Below are 21,852 nucleotides of genomic sequence, written 5' to 3'. Positions count from 1 at the left end.
GATCCATTTCTCGGATCATGCTCTATTGCACGTCGAGCGGCTCGGTTCCCGTGGCTTGGCCGCTGGCGTCGGTCGTGATCTTGTCGACGCGCGCTTCGGCCTGCCGCAGCAGTTCCTCGCAGCGGCGCTTCAGCGCCTCGCCGCGTTCATAAATCGCGACCGATTCCTCAAGTGGCACCTTGCCGTCCTCAAGCCGTTTGACGATCGATTCAAGTTCCTCCATCGCACGTTCGAAGGAGAGCTTCTTGACGTCGACCTTGTTGTTTTCGACTTGAGTGGTGTTTTCTGCCATTTACTCGCGTTCCCATTCGCGTTTTTCGGCTGCGCCGTTCCCAGTGCAGAATCAAAGCAATTCTCTGCGGAAGTAATGTGGCGCCGATTTACGCGCCCATCAATGCGGTGACATGCGCGGCCACCGACTCTTTCAATCCCTGCAGATCATAGCCGCCTTCGAGCACGGAAACCACCCGTCCGCCGGCGTGCCGATCGGCGAGATCCAGAAGCTTGTGCGTCACCCAGCCGAAGTCGTCGGCCCTCAGGTTGAGCGAGGCGAGCGGATCGCGGTAATGCGCATCGAAGCCGGCGGAGATGATGACGAGCTCGGGGCCGAATTTTTCCAATTGCGGCAGGATCAAATTGTCGAACGCCGAGCGGAATTGCGCACCGCCATCTTCGGGCGCGAGCGGTGCGTTGACGATGGTGTCGTGCTCGCCCCGCTCGCCGCGACCGCCGGTGCCCGGAAACAACGGCATCTGGTGCGTCGAGCAATACATCACGGTCGGATCGGCCCAGAAGATATCCTGGGTGCCGTTGCCATGATGAACATCGAAATCAACCACGGCGACGCGGCCGATGCCGAACTTGCGCTGGGCGTGGCGCGCGGCAATCGCGGCATTGTCGAAGAAGCAGAAGCCCATGGGACGGCTGGCTTCGGCATGGTGGCCGGGCGGCCGAACCGCGACGAAAGCATTCGGATGCTCGCCCGACATCACCGCATCGGTAGCCGCAACGGCGCCGCCGACGCCGCGCATCACCGCTTCCCAGGTGCCCGGCGACATCGAGGTGTCGCCATCGATGTAAACCAGGCCGGAGGTCGGAGCGATGTGGCGGAGCTCGCCGACATAAAGCTCGCCATGGCAGAGCATGACGGAATCGAGGCCGCCTTCCGGCGCTTCACCGCGTGCGAGCGGTGCGAACCGCTCTTCACCGAGCACCTCGGCGACCGCACGCAACCGGTCGGGGCGTTCGGGGTGGCCTGATGGTGTCAGGTGGTCGAGGCAGGCGGAATGCGTCAGAAGAAGGGTCATGCAGGCTTCCAGCGCATTCGCTGCGCGTTCTTGCGAGTAAGCCTCTATTTAGGCGCTTGGCGCCCACCGCGAAAGCCCTCTGTGGCTTTCGTAGCCCGGGTGGAGCGCAGCGCAACCCGGGACCCGTGCGATTTGCCGTGTGCTGATCGAAGATCCCGGGTTGCGCTTCGCTCCACCCGGGCTACGGGCCTGTTGGTCAGTTGATCCGCTGGATCCGGTTGCCGGGCGCGGGCCCAACCGGGCTGTTCGCCTGGAAATAGGCCTGGAGCGCATCGACATCATAGGGGCCGGTCAGCGGCGCCTGACCTTCTTTCAGGACCGTGAAGCCATCGCCGCCGAGCGACAGGAAATTGTTGACCGTCACCCGATAGGTCGCGGCGGGGTCGATAGGGGCACCGTTCAGCGTCATCTTCTCGGCGATGATGCGCTCGCCGTCACTCTTGTTCGCATCCCAGGCGTAAGCGAATCCCTTCGACACCTGCAGGATCCGCGGACGCTTCGGGTCAAGCCATTGTTGCTCGAGCGTGTCCTTGATCTGCTTGCCGGTGAGCGTCAGCGTGATGAGCTGGTTGCGGAACGGCTGGCTCGAGAACAGGTCGGCATAGGTGACGGCGCCGTCCTCTCTCCGCGCAATATCGGTGCGGACGCCGCCCGGATTGGTGAAGGCGATTACCGCGCCGCCTTTTTCCGGCGCCGTCGTCGCGGCGAGCTGGGCGTCAGCAATGATGTCACCGAGCGCGCTTTCGCCTGCCTGGTTCGGCACGCGCGACAGCGTTTCCGTCACCGAACCTGCCGGACGGTTGGCGATCGGTGCGGCCAGCCGGTCATAGGCCTCGATCAGCGCGGTCTGGCTCGCGTCCTTGGCCAGCGTCTGGCTGCGGACGATGGTGTTCTCGGCCTTGGCGCTGATCACGTCGCGGGTCTTGGGATCGAGTTTGAGATCGATCGCGGTGACGAGCGTGCCGTATTTGTCGCCGGAAGTGACGAGCCGGCCGTCGATGTCGCAGACATAGGCCTGGTGGGTGTGGCCGGAGATCACGACGTCGACCGCGCGATCAAACCTTTTCACGATGTCGACGATCGGGCCGGAGATGGAGGGGCATTCGTTGTAGTCGCCGGTCGGCAGGCCGCCTTCATGGATCAGGACCACGATCGCCTCGACGCCGCGCGCCTTCAGTTCCGGAACGAGCGCATTCACCGTCTCGGCCTCATCGCGGAATTCGAGGCCGGCGGCGCTCGCCGGCGAGATGATGTTCGGCGTGCCCCTCAGCGTCAGCCCGATGAACGCGACCGGGATGCCCTCGAATTGCCTGATCTCGTAGGGCGGAAACACGGTCTTGCCGGAGGCCTTCTCGAAGGTGCTCGCGGCGAGATAGTGGAATTTGGCGCCGGGGAAGGGATGAGGACCGCGGCACTTCTCGGTCGGATGGCAGCCGCCGTTCTGCATCCGCCGCAGTTCGTCCATGCCCTCGTCGAATTCGTGGTTGCCGACGGAGGCGACCTCGAGCCCCATCATCGACAGCGACTCGATGGTCGGCTCGTCATGGAACATCGCCGACAAAAACGGGCTCGCGCCGATCAGGTCGCCGGCGGCGACGAAGATCGTGTTCTTGTGTCCCTCGCGGAGCTGCCGCACCAACGTCGCCATGTGCTCGGCGCCGCCGGCGGGCACGACGATCTTCTTCACTTTGTCGTCGGGATCGCTGATCCGGATGCCGCCCGGCGGCGGCCGCAAATAGCCGTGGAAATCGTTGATCGCGAGGATGCGCAGATCGACGGGCGAGGCGGTTTGGGCCTGGCAAGGGGCGAGGGCAAATCCAGCCATCAGCGCCAGCGCTGCAAGGATGTGATGGGTTCTCATGGGGTGAATATGGAGAGGCGCGGCAACGATTTTGCGACGTTCCGGTTCAATTTTGCTTGCGCGCAAAGAATGCCTTGAAGGCAGAGACTGCTTCCTTGGAGCGCATCCGCTCGCTGAACAGATGAGCCTCCTGGTCGATGCGGCGGGTCATATCTTCCGGCGGGAGTTTGATCAGCTTGCGGGCGATTGCGACCGCGTCGGCCGGCAGCGCGCAGATCTCGCGCGCCACTTTCCGCGCTTCCGTTTCGGTATGGCCCGGAGCCACCACCGCGTTGACGAAGCCGGCGATTCGGGCGTCGTGGGCGTCCATGGTGCGGCCCATCACCAGCATCTCGAAGGCGCGCTGGTGCCCCATCGTGCGCGGCATCAACAGGCTCGAGGCGCCCTCGGGCACCAGCCCCAGATGGATGAACGGCGTTGAGAAGGTCGCCGTGCTGCTGGCGAGCACGTAGTCGCAGTGGAACAGCATGGTGGTGCCGATGCCGATCGCGACTCCGTCGACGGCGGCGATGACCGGCTTCACGTTGTGCGCCAGCGAGTAGAGGAACTTGACCGCGGCGGCGGTGCGCACCGCGTCGGGATTGGCAGTGGCCTGCTTCAGGAAATCCTCGACATCATGGCCCCCGGTGAACACGCCGGAGCCGCCGGTGATGATGAGGCAACGGATATTCGGATTGTTCTGCGCGGTGTCGATCGCATCGCTCATCGCGCGATACATCTCCTCGGTGATCGCGTTCTTCTTCTCGGGCCGACGCATCGTGATCACGCGCGTTGCGGCTTCGTCTGATACGATGAGGTGCCCGGTCATCAAGCGGTCCCTTGCGGAGGCGGCGCCATTGCCGCCGGCGAACACCTCGCTATCCTACATGATCTCCGCCCGGCTCCCAATGTCCCTCACAGCTTTCCCACGCCCTTGTCATTCCGGGGTGCGTCACGATCACGCAGGCGCGGAATGTATCGGGCGGCCGGAGCCGACGATCACGATCGCCACACGGTATCCTCGGTCCAACCAAGGCTCGCAAACTCGGCGGCCCTGAGGGGGGCTTCTCCGGCTGAAAAGAACTCGTCGAGCTGAGGTGGCTTGATCGCCGTTCCAGACAGCATCGCGTGCGCCTGGCCGCGATGGTGGATCTGGTGCTGGAAGAGATGCATGAGGAGGCGGTCACAGCGTTCGGTCTGTACGGACGTGTCGCGATTGACCCGCACGATCTCGTTGAGCAGCTCGGGCGTCAGGCCGTCACAGATCGCAATCAACCGCTTGTCGACGATCGCTTGAGCGCGCTTCAGCTCCGCAACGGTTCGACATGGCACTTCGTTTTCCCAGGCCCGCGGTCCGAGCCATCCGCCTTCGAGCGCGTCAACGTAGAACAGATCGATGACGTAGACGTGGTTCAAGGTCCGCTGCAGGCTGGGAAAGAAACCCGTCCGCTCGGCCGCAAAATCCTCCTGGCTGAGATTTTTGCAGGCCGTGAGCAGCCGATAATTGGCCCACGCGTTGTTGTAGGCGAAAGCGCGATAGGTCTGAACAAATCCGGTGGGCACGTTTGTTCCCTCACTTGAGGCATCGCTTGGAAGGACTCGTATGCGAGCGCGATTATACTGCGTTCTGCGTCCGCCCCACAGCAGGTCAATTGGAAGCGACATGTGCTCACGCCCGTCATTCCGGGATGGGTGCGCAGCACCCAGGCCCGGAATCCATCGGGCCACAGGCACAGGCGGAGAAATGGATTCCGGGTTCACGCTTCGCGCGCCCCGGAATGACAGAAAAAATGCGGATGCGCCGCTTACCCCAGCAACACCGCGTCTGCGCCGTTGATGGCATCGGCGCTGTCGGTCACCGTCTTCTCGAGCGATGGTGCCTGGACGGTGACGTTCTCGGCGAAGAAGCGGGCCAGCGCGATATAGCGCTGCGGATCGCCGGCCTCGTCGCCGCTTTTCACGGCGAGTGCTTCGCCGGCCAGCATGCAGCCGCCGAGCGTCGCGCCGAACAGGCGCAGGTAAGGCGTGGCGCCGGCAAGCGCATCGTTTGGCGCCGAGGCGAGGCGCTCGAGCAACCAGCGGCTGCTGCGTTCGAGGGCGCCGAGCGCATCGCGCAATTTGGCGCCGGTGGTGCCGAACGCGGGATCGTTGGAAGCTTCCACCTGCTTGACGATCGCGGAGAGCTCTTCGAGCAGCGCCCAAACCGAGGCGCCGCCATTGGCCGCGAGCTTGCGGGTGACGAGGTCGATCGACTGGATGCCGTTGGTGCCCTCATAGATCGCGGTGATGCGCGCGTCGCGATAATGCTGGGCCGCACCGGTCTCCTCGATGAAGCCCATGCCGCCATGCACCTGCACGCCGAGATAGGCGACCTCGTTGCCGACGTCGGTGGAGAAGGCTTTCGCGATCGGCGTCAGCAGCGCGCCGCGCGCGGCCGCATCGCTGCGCACCTTCGGATCCTTCGCGCGCGTGGAAATGTCGAGTGCGACCGCAGTCGCATAGCAGATCGCGCGGGCGGCTGCCGTCATGGCGCGCATCTGCATCAGCATGCGCTTGACATCGGGATGCGCGATGATCGGATCCGAGCTCTCGCTCTTGCTGCCGACGGCGCGGCCCTGGCGGCGTTCCTGGGCATAGGCGAGCGCCTGCTGGTAGGCGCGGTCGGCAAGGCCGACGCCTTCGAGGCCGACCGCGAGCCGGGCCTGATTCATCATCGTGAACATGCATCGCATGCCCTGGTTCTCTTCGCCGACCAGATAGCCGATGGCGCCGCCATGGTCGCCCATGGTCATGGTGCAGGTCGGGGAGGCGTGCATGCCGAGCTTGTGCTCGACGCCGGAGGGATAGATGTCGTTGCGTGCGCCGAGCGAGCCGTCGGGATTGACCAGGAATTTCGGGATCAGGAACAGCGAGATGCCCTTGGTGCCCGCGGGCGCATCGGGCAGGCGGGCGAGCACGAAATGAACGATATTGTCGGTCATGTCGTGATCGCCATAGGTGATGAAGATCTTGGTGCCCTTGATGCGGTAGGTGCCGTCACCGGCGCGCTCGGCGCGGGTGCGCAGTGCGCCGACGTCGGAGCCCGCCTGCGGCTCGGTGAGTTGCATCGTGCCGGTCCACTCGCCGGAGACGAGCTTGGCAAGGTATATAGCCTTCAACTCTTCGCTGCCATGGGCGTCCAGCGCCTCGATCGCGGAGAGCGTGAGCAGCGGGCAAAGGCCGAACGCCGAATTCGACGCGCTCCAGATCTCGGTGCAGGCGGCATTGATCACGAGCGGCAAGCCTTGGCCGCCGAAGGCTTCCGGGCCCGACACCGCGTTCCAGCCCGCGGCCGCCCAGCGCTGATAGGCGTCGGGCCAGCCCGGCGCGGTCGTCACCTTGCCGTCCGCGAGCTTGACGCCGTTCTGGTCGCCAATGCGGTTGAGCGGCGCCAGCACGTCGCTTGCGAACTTGCCGGCTTCCTCCAGCACCGGCTGGGCGATGTCGCCGTCGAAATCGCCGTAATGGCCGGCGGCGAGGGCGGCCTTCAGTCCAGCACCATGGTTAAGGGCGAGCAGGATGTCGTCGATCGGCGCGCGGTAGGTCATGGCGTTACTCCCCGAGGGAACATTGGCGTCGTCTTCCCACGAAACCATGCTTCCCTCAACCGTCCGGATAACCGAATTGAGGGGGAGAAACAGTTGAAATGGTCCGACTCCCTCTGTAGACCGGCGTTGCCAGACCGAGAGGGCTGCGGCTATGTTCCGCGCCTTCCGGACCTGACATTGGGGCGTAGCCAAGCGGTAAGGCAGCGGATTTTGATTCCGCCATTCGGAGGTTCGATCCCTCCCGCCCCAGCCAATGCCAACGCGCTGATTTTGTTATGAAAACGGCCTCGCTCAAGACAGAATTTCCAGCGCATTTGGAAATTCCGTTTCCCTCGCATTTGGAAATTCTGTGCTGGCTTCGTTTTTGTGTCGAAGGCTGATGAAAGTCGTCGCGCGTTGAACGTCGCTAGACTTATCGAAATGCGAATTGAGCGGATGATGCTGTCTGCGCGTTGCAAGCTTCCGACCCCTGCCGTCGCGTGCGGGATCGACAGTTGCAGAACCCCGCAGCCTATTGCAGCGTTCAACGAAACGCGAAGTCTATCTTTGAGATCGGACGCTAGTCTTCGAAATTGGGGAGGTCTGCATTTCGTCTCGAGGTGATGCTGCTCCATCAGCGTTCTGCTGATCCAACTCCTTCTGCGCCAAGAGATGTGCATGCCGCTTACGGGTCGCAGCCAACGCTCGCATCATCGTTTCCTTGGCATAGCCGCGATAGGCCTGTGCGGTCTTGTGGCCCGAGAGCGCACGACCCTGGCCGTCCGTCAGCTCCGCTTCCTCGAGTTCGGTCATGCCGCCGTGTCGACAGGCATCAAGCGTGAACAGCTTTGATACGCCGTCGATCTTCTTGCGCATCTGCTGCACCACTTTTTCCATGCCGGGGTAGGACCACACTTTGGCATCGCCCTTGCGTTCACCCTTTTGGATCCGACGCATGATCATCGGGACGCCGAGCTTGGGCAGATGGCTCAAAACGTCTTCCGCTTCGGCGTAAAACTTGACGGTGTCTCCGTCGAGAGTCTCTTCGAGCGGATGCCAGACCAACGCCTTGTTCTTGTGGTGCTCAATGCGCACAGCGTGTGGCCAGTTTTTGCTGCGATAGTCGGGCCAAGTCAAAAACCCGGCCACCACGTTCTCCGGCCGTTGCAGCCATTCAAAACAGATCACCGCGACCGCCGCGGGTTCAGGCCGCCCTTCTTTGATGCAGCCCCATGCAAATTTATAGACCTCTTCTCGAGTGACCGCGTGCTTCTTGGTCTTGGTGCGGCTCTTGAGGGTGAAATCGTCCCAGGGGTTCGGGTGCTTCTTATCGAACAGCTCCGGGTGCAGCCGACGCATGATCCGCCATACTTTTCGGCAGAGCCCGACCACCTTTTCTCCCTGCCGCAGTCTGATGCCGTTCGGGCCGTTGATGATTTTGTCGTAGATCTTATCGGCGGCTCGTGGCGTAACTTCCATGATCTGCCGCTCGCCGATCCGCCGTCCGCTCTTACCGACGGTGTCGCAGATCATTTGCATGACCCGTTCGTAGTCGGGGCGCGACCGAGCTGAGACCTTCTCAGTATACGCCTTCTCCGTCTTGTATTGTCGGAACAGCCAATCGATCGTGCCATAGCGCGCGATCTTTCCCTGCTCGCCCGGCTGCCCTCTGCGCTGGTTGTTCCATTCATCGAACAAAGCATTGAGTGTGGCGGCGCGTCCGCCTTTTCCGTCGTCGCCGCATGCAGTTGCGTAGCTCGTCCCAAGTGGCTCATTCGCCATTTCGCAGCCGAGTTTCCTGTAATGTGTGGGGATGCGGAAGTAGAATGCGGTCGACCCGCGGGTAAGCCGCCGTACCTCCACGAAGCGTGGAAGTGGGCGCTCCAACGTCACAAATCCTCGGCGAGGTCGCCCGGCACGATGTCCGGCGCAATAGCTCGGTCCAAATCGTCTCTCAACCACAGCTGACGCCTCCCTTCTTTCACACGTGGTCGAGGATACTCCTTACCGACTCGTTTGAGAAAGGCTTCTACAGTTGTTTCGCCGCAATACCCGGCTGCGATTGCGGCTGGCATACGACGAGGCCAAGAGCCTGCAGGAATAATGGCAGAACGTGGCATTGCGATCGGTCTAAGCGCGAGCTGGTGGAGGCGGCTTCAGCCGTGTGGTGTGCCGGGGCATCATGCAGACCGCCCCAACGCTTGAAACCGCGACAGCAGCGAGATCGCGCGAGAACGTAGAAGATCGTACGAAAGGGATGCGTTGACCGCAGTCGCGGTCGCAGAGAGGCTGAGCGCTATTGGCCGAGGCATTCCGCCCTAGTTCCGGTTGTAAGCTAGTTCTCGATTTTGCGGACTCTTAATCAGCGGGTCCCAGGTCGAGCCCTGGTGCGCCCACCAAGTTCTTCAAGGACTTACCGTCGTAAACCGTTTGAGACCCCTCTCCATTTCGAAGTACGAAATGTCAGGACTGAAGTGGCGGAGGAAGAGGGATTCGAACTGGCGGTACACTCGGGCGACGCGTGGTGACTCAGCGGCCGTCCCGGTCAAAAAGAAGCCGCTTGTCGAACCGCCTTGTCCTGCCGATCACATTGTCGGGAGTGGACGTCCGGCAGGATCCAAAAAAATCGTTGGAAAAACCGTTTTAGTTCGGCCGTGAATCCAAGCGACATGACCGCAGCGCACCGTTCCAGACTGTTCGGCTCTCAAGTGACGGTCACCTCACGTTCGACCTGCCGAAGTGTTACAGTTCGAATAAATGACCGAGGCCCATTTGTGAAGGGACGGTGGATAGATCCTATCGAATGGAGCGGCACGTGTGCTTGGCATGGATGGGACTGCAGTAGTTTCTCTCCACTGAGGCAGAAATGAGCACGAGTGGCTTCGGGTTGGTGCAACAGCTGATCACTTTGACCGCTGTTCGACCGACACTGGAAGTACCAAGGTCCGCGGTCAGATGCAAAGCGATCGAGCTCTGGATAGACCTAGTGTTGGCTTCTTACCCGATGCCGACCTTAGCTCTCCCGTCCGAGGCTAAGTGTTGCGTAACTGATCGATCAGTGCGCGTGCTCTCTTTAGATCATTGGTCGCGAAACCTTCACTGAATTTGTTGTAGACCGATGATAGAAGCTGTTCCGCCGCGGCAGGCTTGTCCCGACCACGCCACAACTCAGCTAAACTCATCGCCGTGCGCAATTGCCAAGACGGCGTTTGCTGCCGGCGCGCTGAATCGATTGACTGCAAGAAGTGCCCCTCAGCCTCTGTGGCAGCCGCAGGGTGGCGGGTCCGAAGAATGAGCTCGCCCTTGACGCGCAGAATTTCGGCAAAGCACCATCGCTCCTGATTCCGCTGGGATCGCGTGAGAGCCTCTTCGATTGCAGCAAGTCCTTGTGCGACTTGCCCGCTACGAGCTAAGCCTTCCGCGAAGGCCACGAGAAATGCAGTGAGGTACTGGGCAAAGCCCGCCTTGCGAAGGTCATCAACAGCGGCGCCGAGAAGCCGCAATCCAGCGTCTACATCGGCGCGCTGGATGAGCAGCTGGCCTCTAAAACACTTGCCGTAGATAAGCCAAACCTCCACTGCGTGCCGATCGGCGCGGTCGATGAGCATTGTCGTGTACCTTTCCGCAGCCGGCAAATCGCCGGCCAAAAAGGCGACCGGGCACGCGGATTGGGCGAGAGCGTTGCATAGGGAAAGCGTGTGATCGATCGACAATGCGTGTTCGATGCTATCCTTGACCGTACGCATCGCTTGATCGGCGAATCCCTGCAGCCAGAGAACTCGGGCCATCGTGATATTTGCCGTTGTGCTTTGCTCGAACTGAAAGCGGACCACATCTGAGTGGTGATCACGGGTGATGTAGTGAGAGAGCATGGGCTCGATGTGCTGCCGCGCACCTATCTGGTCCCCCAGGAAATGTAACGATGCGCCTACCATTCGATCGCCGACAGGCAGGTCAGCGCGATCGGCCTCCGTCGCGGCAAGGTTACGAAACTTGGTTGCAAGCTCGAGCGCCGCGGGGAAATCGCCGCTGTTTAAGCGTCCGGCCCACAGACCCCAGAGCGAGCGCAGTGAGTAGTCGGTATCACCGAACCTTTCGGCGAGTTCGAGGGCAATGGTCCACGCGAAGCCAGTATCCTGCACAGATGCTGTTAAAAAAAATCTCGACCAATCCAGCGCGGCGTATAGCTGCATCTTGCGGCGTTCGTCTTCGGTCGATCCAGGCTGGAAAGCGGCGAGCGCCTGTTCGACGCGTCCGCGACACTCGCTTATCAGCGACAATCGAAACCACATAGGCACTGCGGAGACGGTAAGAGCCACGCCGACCGCCGCGTCGCCTTTCGGCGAAAAAGCCCAGTCCAGGGCCGCACGTAGATCGTCGATGTGACGAGCATGCGTGGCCAGCCACTCGTCAGTCCGCTGCGATGTCCATTCTGCCCCCGCTTGCTCGAATAAATCCCTCTGATGCTCGGCATGACGGCGTACATATTGCTCGAGCTCGCCACTTTCGGCGAGCTTCTGCGCCGCGTATACGCGCAGCGTGTCCGACAATCGATATTGCACAACAGCGCCACCAACGTCTGCCGCCACGAGCGACTTCGCGACCAAATTGGCCAGATCATTCGACACGTCGGAATTTGCAACCGAAGCCACTGCGCTTGCAGACTCCAACGTGAAGGCGCCGCGAAAGACCGACAGGCGGCGCAACAGTGCACGTTCGACTTCGGGCAGAAACTCGTAACTCCAGTCAAGCGCAGAAGTTAGCGTTCGATGTCGTGGCCGCGCGGAACGCTTACCGTAGTTCAGGAGGTTAAGTTGACTGCTTAGCAGCAACGACAATTGTCGAACACCAAAGGCCTCAACACGACTCGCAGCCAGCTCGATAGCGAGCGGCAGCCCTCCGAGCTTTCGACAGATTTCGGCAACGGCAGGCGCCTCAGCCTCTTCCAGCTCGAAACCTTCAAGCATCGCTGCCGCTCGCTCGACGAACAATTGGATCGAAGGAAATGAAAGAGCGTCCGAAGCTGTTATCCTCGATGGATTGGGCGGAACCCAGAGAGGCGGTAAGCGGTGCAATTGCTCGCCTTGCGCACGCAGCGGTTCCCGGCTGGTCGCCAAGATATGCACCTGCGGCGCGGCAGCCAAGATCTGCTCCGCCAATGCAGCTACTGCTCCGACCACGTGATCACATGTATCGAGCACGATCAGCATCCGTCTAATCCGCAGGTGCGCGACAAGCTCTGGGATCGGGTTCTCTGAATGCGTCTCAAGCCCCAGTGCGGAAGCGAGTGCACCTGCAACAAAATGCTCATCGTTAAGCGGTGCGAGATCAACAAACCAAATTCCGTGTTCATACGTCCCGATGACTGCCTCTGCGACGGCGAGGGCAACCGTTGTTTTGCCAACGCCGCCTTCCCCTACAATGGTGATTAACCGTTGTCGCGGAAACCGATCCAGCAGCGCACTGATGGTATCGCCTCGGCCCAGCGCTCGCGTATGTAGACTTGGCAGATTGTGCTTGCGATCAACCGCGGCGCTCGGTGGTGTTATCGGCTTTACTGCAGAGGAAAATTCGACTGGTGCTACGAAGGTATAGCCGCGCCCCTGAACAGTGGCCAAATAGCGCCGTCCTGGCTGTCCGTCACCAAGCGCTCTTCTGAGGGAGCAGATATGAAACTTAAGGCTATTTTCGTCGACCGTCGTGTCAGGCCAGACCCGGTCCATCAATTCATTCTTGCTAACCAGTTCACCGGAGCGCTCGGTAAGCGCGATCAATATTTCCAAGGCCCGGCTGCCGAGACGAACCGGGGTTTCATCCTCCATTAACAGCATCTGCCCCGGAAAGAGGCGAAATGGACCAAATGATGCTATGCGATCAGCGGAGGTCACTAGCTACCTTCCATTTTCGTAGTCGCGCCTGACCCGCGTTTAGCTGCGATTATTTCTCCTTCGCCTACAGAATCTGCAACTCGATCTCCGTTCCGCACGATCCCAGATTCGAGCTTGTTACGCCGGACCGCGCAGCGAAACAAACGTGTATAGATTGGCGCTCTGCGGGCGGTGAGCGCCCCGATTCAATCAAATTTTCCGGTGCGTGTCAGCGGGCTAGGTATTCGGAAGTCCCCAATTGTCAGTGGGGGGGAACTCGCGCATCCCACCCTACTTCGCACGCAAGGAATCGGAATTAAATACAAAAGCCACTGGCGGTCAGCGCCTAGCCGAGTTTCCACGACAGCACAGCGAGATCAAACCCTGTTCGAAAACCTATTCATCGCGCTCATCTGGATTCGCGGATCCACATCTCGCAGATAAATTGTCTTTCGTAAGAACTCGATCTCAGCTGTTTGACTGGCCTCGTCCACGTCAATATGCCAAGACCGCGGCCTTCCATCGGAGCCGTCGCGCCAGCGATAGCCCCGCTTCTTGAGCGTGTCCTTCAGCTCAAACGGAGATTGTTCTGCTCAAATACGAATAGTCTTGCGGCGAGCTCGCTCAAGCAGGAGTGCGAAGGCGGATCGATTCAGTTTCGGGACGTCCGACGATAGGATCTCTATCAATGCTCTACAGTCGTCGATGGCTCGATGCGCCTGATGGAAGAGACCAACGCTGGCCAATAGATAACCTAGGTGAGACCCGTGGAATCCGTGCTTTCGCCACTCGACTTCCGTCGCTGAACAAGCCCAGGGCTTCCTCTCGAACTGAGGCCAATATCGCTCCGCAAACTTTCGGTCGAAGTTCGCATTGTGGGCTATGACGCAGAACTGCGTCGGATGCGAAGGACGCAACGACATCGGGATCGATACGATGGCCCGATACCATCTCATCCGTAATGCCCGTGAGCTCGGTAATCTCTTCCGGTATCGGAATTGACGGCTCGTTGAAGGCAGAAAAGACCTCCGTAATGGCCGCTATTCTATCGTCCGGCAGATAGGTGAACTTGACCATGGCAAGTTCGATGATTTCGTCCTGCGCCGTGTTCAGTCCAGTAGTCTCGAGGTCGAGCAGAATGCCAGTTCTCGTAGCTTGCCCATTGCATATTGCAAACTCATCTCTTGGGATAAGCTTGCGAAGAACGCGATAATCGGAAGATTTGGCTAGTATCTCGGCCAGTTTGCGAGATTGATATTCTCTAAATACATAGGATCAACCGTTGAAGCACGGGCTCCGACCGCTCTAGTTACCGCGTATTATTCTAGCCCGATCGCGGACGTTTTCGATCAGCCCTCCGAAGCGATCCTGGGACATCTCGCCAAGCGAAACCCGTTTGCATTGGACGCGCTGCAGCGCAATGCGTGGCTAGGCCAGATCGATATCGTTCGACGCCAACTCCGGGGCCTCAACGGTTGGATCGCCTTTGAATTTGCTATCCCTCGTATGGGCAAGCGGGCTGACGTGGTGTTGGTCACTGCGGGGTTCGTCTTTGTTATCGAGTTCAAGGTGGGTTCGCATCAATTCGATGCGGCGGCATTCGATCAGGTGATGGATTACGCCCTCGACCTCAAGAACTTTCATGCCGGTAGCCACGATCGCCGAATAGTTCCGATCGTTGTTGCGACGATGGCTGATGAATCTCCGTTCGAGTTGACGTGGGGATCAGACGGGGTGGCCAGCCCAATCGGCTCAAATGGCAGCAATCTCGGGAGGATTGTCGACGAGATGGTCAAACAGACGCCGGGACAAGCTTTCCTTGACGGTGGAAAGTGGTCGCGGACTGGGTACAAGCCGACCCCAACGATCATTGAGGCGGCGCAGGCGCTATACCAAGGACACCGCGTCGAAGACATCACGAGGTCCGACGCCGGCGCAAAGAACCTCAGCGAGACGGCGGCACGTCTTGCGGACATCATCGAAGACGCCAAGGCGCATCAACGCAAGGCAATCTGCTTCGTAACTGGAGTGCCCGGTGCCGGAAAGACATTGGCGGGACTCAATTTGGTGACGCTGCGCACCCAGGCGCACAAAGAAGAGCATGCGGTATTCCTTTCTGGAAACGGCCCTTTGGCGGAGGTTCTACGCGAGGCCCTCGCGCGGGACGAGTACGGTCGACTGAAGGAGCAGGGTCAAAAGACCAAGAAATCGGACGCTGCTCGGAAGGTGAACAGCTTTGTTCAAAACATCATGCACTTTCGCGACAGTAATGTCGTGACTTCCGAGCCGCCGATCGAGCGTGTTGCTGTGTTCGACGAGGCGCAGCGCGCTTGGGACATGAACCCTTAGCGAAGTTTATGGGCCAGAAGAGAGGTCAGCCGAATTTTCAGATGTCGGAGCCCGAATTCCTTATCAGCGTGATGGATCGGCATGACGGCTGGTGCGTCATCATTTGCCTGGTTGGCGGAGGGCAGGAGATCAACGCCGGTGAGCTGGCTTGAGCGAGTGGTTTTCGGCGCTCAAGCGGAGTTTCCGTGGCTGGAAAGTCTACACGTCTACGAAGTTGGCGCACCGCGACTACCATTGGCCGAGCTCGAGGGGCTCGACAGGCAATCCTTGTCGGCGCTCCACCTTGCTGTCTCGGTTCGGTCGTTTCGTGCCGAAAAGCTGTCGGAGTTTGTTGGTGCACTGGTCGCGGGTGAAGCTGATGAGGCCAAGAAAATCTATCAGGCGGTCAAGGCGTCATATCCGATCGCGATAACGCGAAATCTAGCGCAGGCAAAGCAGTGGCTTCGCGATCGCGCGCGAGGTTCTGAACGAGTTGGCCTGGTGGCGTCATCAGGCGCATCCCGCCTAAAGCCGGAGGGGATCAACGTCCACGAAAAGATTGATGCTCCAACCTGGTTCCTGAACGGAAGAGACGACGTTCGCTCGTCCTACTATATGGAAGACCCTGCGACCGAGTTCGATATACAGGGCCTTGAGCTCGACTGGGTGGGAGTCTGCTGGGACGCCGATCTTCGCTCGATCGATGGCAAATGGCAGTGCTATCGGTTTTCGGGGACGCGCTGGCTGAACGTCAATGATGAGAACCGCAAGATCTACCTGGTCAATGCCTACCGTGTGCTGCTGACGCGCGCCCGCCAGGGCATGGTCATCTACGTCCCGGCTGGCGATGTCATCGACGCCACTCGTCCGTCTTCGTACTACGACGGAACAGCAGCTTTCCTCTCAAAATGCGGTCTGCCGCTTATTTCATAGGTGCGCGACTGCGGCTAGCAAATGGGCCATCGGCCGACTTTTTCCATAACATCGGATTTGCGAACGGCTATTTTTGCGCAAAGCCGACGCAGCCGATAGGTGGCCTCATGCACTGAGATAGCAGCGGATTCACGGCCGCAGGCTCCTCTGCTCTGCTGCTCGCCCGTCACGCGCCAGATCGCCGCCGACCCATCACCTTGCTGGCAGGCTCGATGAGATTGCCTTGGCCTTGGCGCTAGAGGGCTTTATCCCTAAGATCCTGCCGCCGGCCCTGGGTGGTTTTGGATGGGCTCAGTCACTACGGAGTACAGGCTATGCTTACACCGGAACGCTTCCCCATCGACAAGATTTATGTTCCTGTGAAGAGAAAGAAAGCTCTTAAGCCTGAGCTCGTTCAAGAAATCGCGGAAAGTATTCTGGAAATCGGGCAACAAGCGCCCATTGTCGTTCGACCCGATGAAGACCGCTTCGTCCTCGTTGAGGGACTGCACAGGTTGGAGGCCTGCAAGGCTCTTGGCGAAAAAACCATCATCGGGCTCTTGGGCTCGGCCGAGATTGCTCACCAAAAGACGCTTTTACCCCATAGCGCTGAGGCAGAAGCGGAGCGCGACAAGATGGCGCGCTTAAAAAAGTTGCGCCTCGAAAAGGAGGCTGCCGAGCAACTAGCTCTTGCTCCAAAGGCTGTCATCGAGGCGGGCTCAGCGGAGCTTCTGCGAAAAGGCCCGGCGAAAGGCATCCGGAACAATCTCCAAGCAACCCCGAGCCAATTAAATCGCAGGACTCCAGCATCAACACCAAAGACCTTATCGGAATGGCTCACGCAACAGAAGCGCGATGGTGGTCGTTACTGATTGTCGACTCGGCTACGGCGACTTTGAAAATGACCACGTTGACAGCTTCATTCCGAAATTAGTCCACTCGGCTGAAGAGCAGCTCTCGCCTGCGCGCGGCCTCCCGACGGGTTTGTCGAGCGAACTTAGGGTTCGAAAACCTAGTGATAGAGCGATGGGGTATTCCGTAGGCTTAAGGAGTGCCGATGAGGACGAACAGCCACTATGCCCCCGGCCCACTTCTTCCATAATTGTCAATACGCGAACGCTGCGGAGTTAGCGGGTTTACGATCGTATATGCTAGCACCTGGGCCCGTCAGCTCGTTATGTGCCGTTTCTTTGGGGGAGAGCGGCCGGAGGCAGAGTAGACCGCCGACATCGGCTTGTGACCCTAAGCGGTCCAAGCCACCCTTTGTGTGGATCAGGGGGAGTAATACTGACCCTTCCAGACACACCGCTCCGCGCTGGACGTTTGTGAGGGATGGCGGGTTCTCGCTCGCCGCCGCGACTTCGGGCAGCGCAGGAAACCAGCCTTGTATTCTCGAAGAAAGTGACTACCTTACTGATTGTTCGATTAGCCGTCGCGCCATGTTGAGTGGTCCAAGCGGCCCTTTTCCAGAGACATCGTCGGATTGGATTTTGGAATCGCGTGAGTCCACGCGAGAGGATGCGCGTTGCGCTTTGGAGAAGTGGTGTGGCTGCAGGTACATTGAAGTGGTTTAAGGGGCAGAAGGGCTTGGGGTTTATTCAACCCAACGATGGCGACAAGGACGTGTTCGTTCATATCAGCGCGGTCGAGCGTGCGGACCTCTGTGGCCTCGCCGAGGGCCAACGGGTGAACTACGAGGTCAGGACCGACCGGAAGAGCGGTAAAGACAGCGCAGAGAACCCTCCCTCGCATAAAAGTTTTCGTCATTTCACGGATGTACTGGAATGACGGTGCGGTCCGCTCGATCTCAGGATTGAGCGGGCTCTTGCACGTGAAGGGCAATCTGTTCCTTCAATCTGGGATCATTGGCCGGGTCGGTCGCCACGCTTAGGTTGCCACGACTATAACCGATCTGGCGCCGCAACTCGGAGGGAGCAGCAACTTTGCAGGTAATTGTTCGCGACAACAACGTCGACCAGGCGCTTCGAGTTCTCAAGACGAAAATACAGCGCGAGCGCGTGTTCAGGGAATGAAACGCCGTCGCTGCTACGAAAAGCGGCAAAAAGACCAGAGAGAAATCAGACGCTATCCGCCGCGCCCGTAAGCTTGCTCGGAAACAGGCCATCCGCGAGGGGCTCATCGCCGCGCCACAAAAAAGGGAACGAGTCGTGAGCAAGCGTATGCTAACGCTGCCCGTCACCACTAGCGGCATACGCTAAATCTAATGGGCGTGTGAGACGGATCGGCCAGTCGCCCGCCGACTTGGTATTTGCAACTGCTCCGTAACGCAGCCATCCACAACGAGCTCTGAGCTACGACGACGGAGCAATAGACGAAGGGCTCAGGGGCTGAAGATCAGGAACAGGTCATGAAGTTGAATGAAGCCCAGATAACGAAAACGCTGTCACAGTTTCAGGCACAAGTGCTTGCCGAGGATCATCCGGCAGCCGCACAATTCCGCGAGCTGTTTGGGCAGCATACGTTCTTTCTCGATCCCAAGGGGCTGCACGTGCTGGAACTGCTCGAAGTTTTTGGGATGGAGGCTGAGGAAGGAGAGGTAATAAGTCTGGCGGATTGGGCCGACGCTGACTTTACGAAGTTGACGACACATCAGCCCGAGCCTACGGGCCTTGTCGTCCGCCTGAAAGAAGTTCAGCACTAACGCGATCTCGTCAGATAACTTTCCTTATGCACGTTTGGCTTACTCACTTGCCGAAGTGCGGTCTTTTCGGAAGTCGATGCTGCGCAGAATAATGCTGGGCGGCGTGCCTTCGAACTCACTCGCCTGATATTTGCCGGCGGCGCAGGTCTCGATGCGCTCGCGCAACCGCATGAATTGCGCCTCGCGCTGGCCCGCTCTCGCGCGCACCACACCCTCCAACTCATCCATGGCTGAAGTTGAAATGGCGCAGGGGACCTCCCTCTGGCCGTCGAGCATCGAGAACAGGACGACCATCCTGTCGTATTCATAGCCGATGAAGCGGCCTGGCATGAGCGTCATATGACCCACTCCTTGACAGCGGCGCAGCCACTGATGCCTCAGCCCCGCTCGCTAAGCCGAGCAAAGTCCACGAGGATGGCCGCGACGAGATCGCGATGCCTTGTGTCTTCCGGCGGTAGGCCCGCGGCGTACAGCTTGAGCACATAGCGCGCCTTGGCGGCCGCCTCCGGCCACGACGCGGCGGGAATCGACAACAGATGGTCTTCCACCTCGGCCCGGCGCTCGCGCAGTTCCCGTGCACGGGTCTCGACCTCCGCGAGCGCACGGCGGATGTCGGTTGCCTTTTGCGCCGCCATGCCGCGGTGACGGTCGAGATCGAGCGGTTCGTCAGGCATCGGATGCGCTCGCGTCAATGCGTTGCGCGTCGGCCAGATCGACAGAGCCGATCGAGACCACCTCCATCGCCAACCCGCGAGAGCCTTCCACCGGCACCTTGATCATGGTGGCGACGCGGCGGAACGCCTCGAACGATAGCCCTTCGATCGTCTCCTCGTCGGTGACGACCTCATAGGCGCCGGCGGGCAACAGGCGATCGATACCCCTGATTCGGAACGGGTGCTTGAAGGTGACGACTTCTCGTCGGGAACGGATGGTCATGCGCGCCTGCCTTTCGCAAAACGCCGGCGTCTGCGCTGGCCCCGAGAGCAGCATGCGCTCCTTGTGCTGCAATAGCCATCGCTTTCTTGGCCCGCGCGGCCAATAGAGGTATTCCATCGCTTCGCGCGTGCTCTTGTCGCAGCTGACGCAAAATGCTTTAGCGCTCGCTATTCCCAAAACATAGGCGTAGGGTCGGCTATCACCGCATTTACCGTGGCATCCATCGGTGACTGAGGGCCGCGCACGCTCCCGCCGCAAAGCGCAGGCGTGTACCCTTGCGGCAATTTCGTCTGACCGAGTGGATCGTACCGCCGGCCATCGTCCTGCGGTTGCTCGGGATCATTGTGATCGCGGTGGCCGTCTTCCATGCCTAAACTGAAATACCTGGTCAGCGGCCACCATGAAGGTATCAGCGAACATCTCGGCGCGTCACGGTGGCGGCCGCGCTGAGGAAGGCGAGGCAGCTCGTGCAAGAAGGCTGCATCGACGTGAGGATCTGTACCCCGCGCGGGCAGGTCCTGTTGTCAGACGCTTCAACCATCTCGAAAAGCAGGAGTAGACCGCCATGGCCAAAGGCCAGCAACGAGGCAACCGCGAAGCCAAGAAGCCCAAGAAAGAAAAGATCAAGGTCATCGCCGCAGCGCCTAGCCAGAAAGCTGCGACCTGGCAGCAGCCGAGCTTGACGCCAGGGAGGAAGAAATAGCCGCTGATCGGTCGTAGCGATTATGTCATTCAGCTTTTGGCATCTCGCAAGTCCTGTGATCCGCCTGCCCTCGCTGGGCTAACAAGGGCAGGAATGACCGATGCACTTCGTGATCGTCACAGGCGATCGTAAGTTTCGGTGTATCAAGTGCGTTTACATCGGTCCAATGCAGGTCCCGGATTTTCAAGCATAGACCAAGAGCAAATTACGCCCGCCGAAAACGACATGAAGGCCGCCTGAGGAAATATCAAAGGTATAGAGTACACAATAGGTCAAACCGCCAATCCGTTCGGCTGAGAATGGTCGTTTGAGAAGGACGCCCCCGAAAGCAAATCGCTGGTTTTTATGCCGGCCATCCGCGCGGAATTTGTGGTCCAGCTTACCGGGCTAGAGCAGTCGTGGCAGACGAAGCGATGAAGGCGCTTCGGCCCTTCCTCGATATGTCTGGCGTCCGATAACTCCCCATCTCGATCTTTCTCGGATCGCAAAATCGCGGGCTTGCCTCATCGCCGATGGCCGCTGTTGGCCCGAATGCGAAGTCCGGGACGGGATCGGAAATCGTCTGCTTATCGGGGTAGATCGGAAGTGACTGGTCGACCTTCCAATCGGCGCTTTTGACCCCTTCCGGACCTTCGGCTCGGTTTTTGGCGGGGGCCGGCCCAGCGCCGCTTTCCAGCCGGGGCAGTGGGGCGTATACTATTAACGTAAGTTAAAGGTCCTGCGTTGAACCTAGGCTCCCGACGAGCCGCTTTTGATCGACCGCTTTGTCGACGTCGCTCCTGAACCGATCGGTTACATCAACCAAGGGAGGAGCCCATGAACAGAAGCACCATCCACAAATGCGTCGCTGAGGCGATCGGCACCTTCTGGCTACTCCCCTTCGCGGGTTGCTGAATGTGGAGTTGTTCTTCCATTCCTTGAAGGGGCATCGTCAGGTTAAAGCGGGCTTACTAACGGCAGTTCAGAAACCAGCGGTAATGCCGGTCACCACGGCCCTGACCTGAAAGGCGTGAGTTCGGGCCTTACCTGATACTGATGGAGGATGGATCATGATGGTCAACGAGATTTCCGGCGTAAAGATTCCCGACAGCCAATTGGCGCGCGAAGCAACGCAGTTCATTCGCGACACCGAGAGCGACCTTCTGTTTCAGCACTCCACGCGCGTCTATTTCTGGGGTGCCCTGGCCGGGAAGCGGAAGGGGCTGACCTTCGATCCGGAGCTGTTGTACACGGCGACCATGTTCCATGATGTCGGCCTGACCTCCGGCTTCCGGGAAAGTCGGCTGCGCTTCGAGGTGGACGGCGCGAATGCGGCGCGCGACTTCCTGCGAAGCCACGGCATCTCGGAAAGTGATATCGAGAAGGTCTGGCTTGCGATCGCGCTGCACACCACGCCGGGAATCTCCGCGCACCTGCATCCCGTCGCCGCGCTTACTGCGGAGGGCGTGATGATGGATCTGGTAAGCCTTGGCTATGACGAATTCACCGACGCGCAGCGGGAGGCGGTGGCGACGGCCTATCCCCGTCCGCCGCAATTCGCGGAGGACCTTCTCCAGGTGTTTTACGACGGCCTCAAGCACCGGCCGGAAATGACCCAAGACACCGGCCTCGCCGATATCATGGCCGACAAGGACCCCCATTTTCACCGCCGCAACTTTTGCAGCCTGATGCGGAGCTCGCGTTGGGCCGCTAGCACTACCGTGGCAGGTTGAGGAACAGGGTGAGCCCTGA

21 protein-coding genes, 1 tRNA gene and 1 pseudogene are annotated in these 21,852 nt (G+C 59.8%); 11 read left to right on the top strand and 12 right to left on the bottom strand.

Going from position 1 to position 21,852, the window contains the following annotated elements; all coding sequences use genetic code 11:
* Window positions 1–22: 22 nt before the first annotated feature.
* The 6 genes from ACZIRK_RS31450 to ACZIRK_RS31425 form a co-directional block, all read right to left on the bottom strand.
* Window positions 23–292: an exodeoxyribonuclease VII small subunit gene (locus tag ACZIRK_RS31450; RefSeq protein WP_028168306.1), complete on the bottom strand. Its 270-nt coding sequence runs from the start codon at window positions 290–292 to the stop codon at window positions 23–25.
* A gap of 88 nt (window positions 293–380) precedes the next feature.
* On the bottom strand, window positions 381–1,307 hold the full coding sequence (locus ACZIRK_RS31445) for a histone deacetylase family protein (protein WP_474418789.1): 927 nt from the start codon (window positions 1,305–1,307) through the stop codon (window positions 381–383).
* 196 nt (window positions 1,308–1,503) lie between these two features.
* Complete coding sequence (locus ACZIRK_RS31440) at window positions 1,504–3,168, bottom strand: bifunctional metallophosphatase/5'-nucleotidase (protein ID WP_474418788.1); 1,665 nt, start codon at window positions 3,166–3,168, stop codon at window positions 1,504–1,506.
* A gap of 46 nt (window positions 3,169–3,214) precedes the next feature.
* Complete coding sequence (locus ACZIRK_RS31435; protein WP_456644806.1) at window positions 3,215–3,976, bottom strand: enoyl-CoA hydratase-related protein; 762 nt, start codon at window positions 3,974–3,976, stop codon at window positions 3,215–3,217.
* Window positions 3,977–4,146: 170 nt separating this feature from the next.
* Window positions 4,147–4,710 carry a DinB family protein gene (locus tag ACZIRK_RS31430; protein WP_474418796.1) on the bottom strand — a complete coding sequence of 188 codons (564 nt, stop codon included), beginning with the start codon at window positions 4,708–4,710 and terminating at the stop codon, window positions 4,147–4,149.
* A gap of 242 nt (window positions 4,711–4,952) precedes the next feature.
* Window positions 4,953–6,734, bottom strand: coding sequence for an acyl-CoA dehydrogenase (locus ACZIRK_RS31425; RefSeq protein WP_474418787.1), 1,782 nt, complete (start codon window positions 6,732–6,734; stop codon window positions 4,953–4,955).
* A gap of 178 nt (window positions 6,735–6,912) precedes the next feature.
* On the opposite strand from ACZIRK_RS31425, the gene ACZIRK_RS31420 reads away from it, so the two are divergent.
* A tRNA-Gln gene (locus tag ACZIRK_RS31420) sits at window positions 6,913–6,987 on the top strand.
* A 287-nt stretch (window positions 6,988–7,274) separates the two neighbouring features.
* Here the strand turns inward: ACZIRK_RS31420 and ACZIRK_RS31415 are convergent.
* Window positions 7,275–8,495 (bottom strand): hypothetical protein, encoded by a 1,221-nt coding sequence (locus ACZIRK_RS31415; protein WP_474418786.1) that lies wholly within the window; start codon window positions 8,493–8,495, stop codon window positions 7,275–7,277.
* 887 nt (window positions 8,496–9,382) lie between these two features.
* Between ACZIRK_RS31415 and ACZIRK_RS31410 the strand changes: the two genes are divergently transcribed.
* The gene (locus ACZIRK_RS31410; RefSeq protein ID WP_474418785.1) at window positions 9,383–9,583 is read left to right on the top strand and encodes an RlpA-like double-psi beta-barrel domain-containing protein; all 201 of its coding nucleotides are present in this window, start codon (window positions 9,383–9,385) and stop codon (window positions 9,581–9,583) included.
* A 162-nt stretch (window positions 9,584–9,745) separates the two neighbouring features.
* Here ACZIRK_RS31410 and ACZIRK_RS31405 read toward each other — a convergent pair whose 3' ends face one another.
* On the bottom strand, window positions 9,746–12,535 hold the full coding sequence (locus ACZIRK_RS31405) for an ATP-binding protein (RefSeq protein WP_165435355.1): 2,790 nt from the start codon (window positions 12,533–12,535) through the stop codon (window positions 9,746–9,748).
* Between the two features lie 738 nt (window positions 12,536–13,273).
* Complete coding sequence (locus ACZIRK_RS31400; protein ID WP_349645102.1) at window positions 13,274–13,657, bottom strand: hypothetical protein; 384 nt, start codon at window positions 13,655–13,657, stop codon at window positions 13,274–13,276.
* Between the two features lie 324 nt (window positions 13,658–13,981).
* Here ACZIRK_RS31400 and ACZIRK_RS31395 point away from each other — a divergent pair, with 324 nt between their 5' ends.
* The 7 genes and pseudogenes from ACZIRK_RS31395 to ACZIRK_RS31365 all read left to right on the top strand — a co-directional run bounded on the left by ACZIRK_RS31395 (window position 13,982) and on the right by ACZIRK_RS31365 (window position 18,482).
* Window positions 13,982–14,929: a DNA/RNA helicase domain-containing protein gene (locus ACZIRK_RS31395; RefSeq protein WP_474418784.1), complete on the top strand. Its 948-nt coding sequence runs from the start codon at window positions 13,982–13,984 to the stop codon at window positions 14,927–14,929.
* An 8-nt stretch (window positions 14,930–14,937) separates the two neighbouring features.
* The gene (locus ACZIRK_RS31390; protein ID WP_456646824.1) at window positions 14,938–15,081 is read left to right on the top strand and encodes a DNA/RNA helicase domain-containing protein; all 144 of its coding nucleotides are present in this window, start codon (window positions 14,938–14,940) and stop codon (window positions 15,079–15,081) included.
* A complete protein-coding gene (locus ACZIRK_RS31385; RefSeq protein ID WP_474418783.1) occupies window positions 15,068–15,841 on the top strand; it encodes a DNA/RNA helicase domain-containing protein in 774 nt (257 codons plus the stop codon). The genes ACZIRK_RS31390 and ACZIRK_RS31385 overlap by 14 nt, the downstream gene beginning before the upstream one ends.
* A 314-nt stretch (window positions 15,842–16,155) precedes the next feature.
* A complete protein-coding gene (locus ACZIRK_RS31380; protein WP_130227732.1) occupies window positions 16,156–16,692 on the top strand; it encodes a ParB N-terminal domain-containing protein in 537 nt (178 codons plus the stop codon).
* Between the two features lie 673 nt (window positions 16,693–17,365).
* A complete protein-coding gene (locus tag ACZIRK_RS31375; protein WP_130227733.1) occupies window positions 17,366–17,608 on the top strand; it encodes a cold-shock protein in 243 nt (80 codons plus the stop codon).
* Window positions 17,609–17,763: 155 nt separating this feature from the next.
* Window positions 17,764–18,039: pseudogene (rpsU, locus tag ACZIRK_RS31370) on the top strand (30S ribosomal protein S21).
* Window positions 18,040–18,188: 149 nt separating this feature from the next.
* Window positions 18,189–18,482, top strand: coding sequence for a hypothetical protein (locus tag ACZIRK_RS31365; protein WP_130227734.1), 294 nt, complete (start codon window positions 18,189–18,191; stop codon window positions 18,480–18,482).
* A gap of 39 nt (window positions 18,483–18,521) precedes the next feature.
* Here ACZIRK_RS31365 and ACZIRK_RS31360 read toward each other — a convergent pair whose 3' ends face one another.
* Genes ACZIRK_RS31360 through ACZIRK_RS31350 form a run of 3 tightly spaced genes read right to left on the bottom strand, consistent with a single transcriptional unit; the run spans window position 18,522 to window position 19,418 of the window.
* Entirely contained in the window at window positions 18,522–18,821 is a 300-nt protein-coding gene (locus tag ACZIRK_RS31360; protein WP_130227735.1) for a DUF1488 family protein, read from the bottom strand.
* Window positions 18,822–18,859: 38 nt separating this feature from the next.
* Entirely contained in the window at window positions 18,860–19,156 is a 297-nt protein-coding gene (locus ACZIRK_RS31355; RefSeq protein WP_130227736.1) for a hypothetical protein, read from the bottom strand.
* Window positions 19,149–19,418 carry a hypothetical protein gene (locus tag ACZIRK_RS31350; RefSeq protein ID WP_130227737.1) on the bottom strand — a complete coding sequence of 90 codons (270 nt, stop codon included), beginning with the start codon at window positions 19,416–19,418 and terminating at the stop codon, window positions 19,149–19,151. Before ACZIRK_RS31350 ends, ACZIRK_RS31355 begins: the two co-directional genes overlap by 8 nt.
* Before the next feature lie 565 nt (window positions 19,419–19,983).
* Here ACZIRK_RS31350 and ACZIRK_RS31345 point away from each other — a divergent pair.
* Both ACZIRK_RS31345 and ACZIRK_RS31340 read left to right on the top strand, forming a co-directional pair.
* Window positions 19,984–20,121 (top strand): hypothetical protein, encoded by a 138-nt coding sequence (locus ACZIRK_RS31345; protein WP_165420990.1) that lies wholly within the window; start codon window positions 19,984–19,986, stop codon window positions 20,119–20,121.
* 1,052 nt (window positions 20,122–21,173) lie between these two features.
* Window positions 21,174–21,833 (top strand): HD domain-containing protein, encoded by a 660-nt coding sequence (locus ACZIRK_RS31340; protein ID WP_130227746.1) that lies wholly within the window; start codon window positions 21,174–21,176, stop codon window positions 21,831–21,833.
* The last annotated feature ends 19 nt before the right edge of the window (window positions 21,834–21,852 follow it).

Source organism: Bradyrhizobium sp. Leo114, from assembly GCF_055229415.2.
This window is presented reverse-complemented; position numbering and strand designations above follow the sequence as displayed.

Bases quoted from the DNA above. Each gene is read 5' to 3' on its own strand.
- ACZIRK_RS31450 (WP_028168306.1), bottom strand. From the start codon at position 292: ATGGCAGAAAACACCACTCAAGTCGAAAACAACAAGGTCGACGTCAAG.
- ACZIRK_RS31445 (WP_474418789.1), bottom strand. From the start codon at position 1,307: ATGACCCTTCTTCTGACGCATTCCGCCTGCCTCGACCACCTGACACCA.
- ACZIRK_RS31440 (WP_474418788.1), bottom strand. From the start codon at position 3,168: ATGAGAACCCATCACATCCTTGCAGCGCTGGCGCTGATGGCTGGATTT.
- ACZIRK_RS31435 (WP_456644806.1), bottom strand. From the start codon at position 3,976: ATGACCGGGCACCTCATCGTATCAGACGAAGCCGCAACGCGCGTGATC.
- ACZIRK_RS31425 (WP_474418787.1), bottom strand. From the start codon at position 6,734: ATGACCTACCGCGCGCCGATCGACGACATCCTGCTCGCCCTTAACCAT.
- ACZIRK_RS31415 (WP_474418786.1), bottom strand. From the start codon at position 8,495: ATGGCGAATGAGCCACTTGGGACGAGCTACGCAACTGCATGCGGCGAC.
- ACZIRK_RS31410 (WP_474418785.1), top strand. From the start codon at position 9,383: ATGACCGCAGCGCACCGTTCCAGACTGTTCGGCTCTCAAGTGACGGTC.
- ACZIRK_RS31405 (WP_165435355.1), bottom strand. From the start codon at position 12,535: ATGGAGGATGAAACCCCGGTTCGTCTCGGCAGCCGGGCCTTGGAAATA.
- ACZIRK_RS31400 (WP_349645102.1), bottom strand. From the start codon at position 13,657: ATGGTCAAGTTCACCTATCTGCCGGACGATAGAATAGCGGCCATTACG.
- ACZIRK_RS31390 (WP_456646824.1), top strand. From the start codon at position 14,938: ATGGGCCAGAAGAGAGGTCAGCCGAATTTTCAGATGTCGGAGCCCGAA.
- ACZIRK_RS31380 (WP_130227732.1), top strand. From the start codon at position 16,156: ATGCTTACACCGGAACGCTTCCCCATCGACAAGATTTATGTTCCTGTG.
- ACZIRK_RS31365 (WP_130227734.1), top strand. From the start codon at position 18,189: ATGAAGTTGAATGAAGCCCAGATAACGAAAACGCTGTCACAGTTTCAG.
- ACZIRK_RS31360 (WP_130227735.1), bottom strand. From the start codon at position 18,821: ATGACGCTCATGCCAGGCCGCTTCATCGGCTATGAATACGACAGGATG.
- ACZIRK_RS31355 (WP_130227736.1), bottom strand. From the start codon at position 19,156: ATGCCTGACGAACCGCTCGATCTCGACCGTCACCGCGGCATGGCGGCG.
- ACZIRK_RS31350 (WP_130227737.1), bottom strand. From the start codon at position 19,418: ATGACCATCCGTTCCCGACGAGAAGTCGTCACCTTCAAGCACCCGTTC.
- ACZIRK_RS31345 (WP_165420990.1), top strand. From the start codon at position 19,984: ATGGCCAAAGGCCAGCAACGAGGCAACCGCGAAGCCAAGAAGCCCAAG.
- ACZIRK_RS31340 (WP_130227746.1), top strand. From the start codon at position 21,174: ATGGTCAACGAGATTTCCGGCGTAAAGATTCCCGACAGCCAATTGGCG.